The following is a 385-nucleotide window of genomic DNA, read 5'->3' as shown; positions in this document are numbered from 1 at the left end:
AGCGGGGCTACCCTCATGGTATCGCTGATCAGAATTCGGTCGTGAATAGCCAGGCAGCGAGTTCTGGTCCTGAAATGATTGATATTCTTTCAATATGATCGGTGGTTTTCTCGAATTTATCATTTATCTTATTCACGGGGCTAACGACTGATGAAAATATGGGTCGATGCAGATGCTTGTCCTAATGTTGTTAAAGAGATTCTTTTTCGGGCAGCAGAACGCTTAGCAGTAGAAACTACTTTAGTTGCAAACCAGTACCTGAACACGCCTCCTTCCAAGGTTATCAGTGCTGTGCAAGTACCTGCAGGTTTCGATGTGGCAGACAATTATATTGTGCAAAAAAGCCACCCAGGTGATCTGATTATAACTGCAGATATTCCTCTTG

General features: G+C 43.4%; 1 protein-coding gene. It reads left to right on the top strand.

The annotated features are described in order from the left end of the window. Positions 1 to 150: 150 nt before the first annotated feature. Positions 151 to 385, top strand: a 235-nt coding sequence (locus QWI17_RS04920) for a DUF188 domain-containing protein (RefSeq protein ID WP_302721394.1), incomplete at its 3' end; no start/stop codon positions are given.

Source organism: Gilvimarinus gilvus, assembly GCF_030518155.1.
Taxonomy (GTDB): domain Bacteria; phylum Pseudomonadota; class Gammaproteobacteria; order Pseudomonadales; family Cellvibrionaceae; genus Gilvimarinus; species Gilvimarinus gilvus.
Note: the sequence above shows the minus strand (reverse complement) of the source record. Positions and strands in the feature narration are given on the sequence as shown.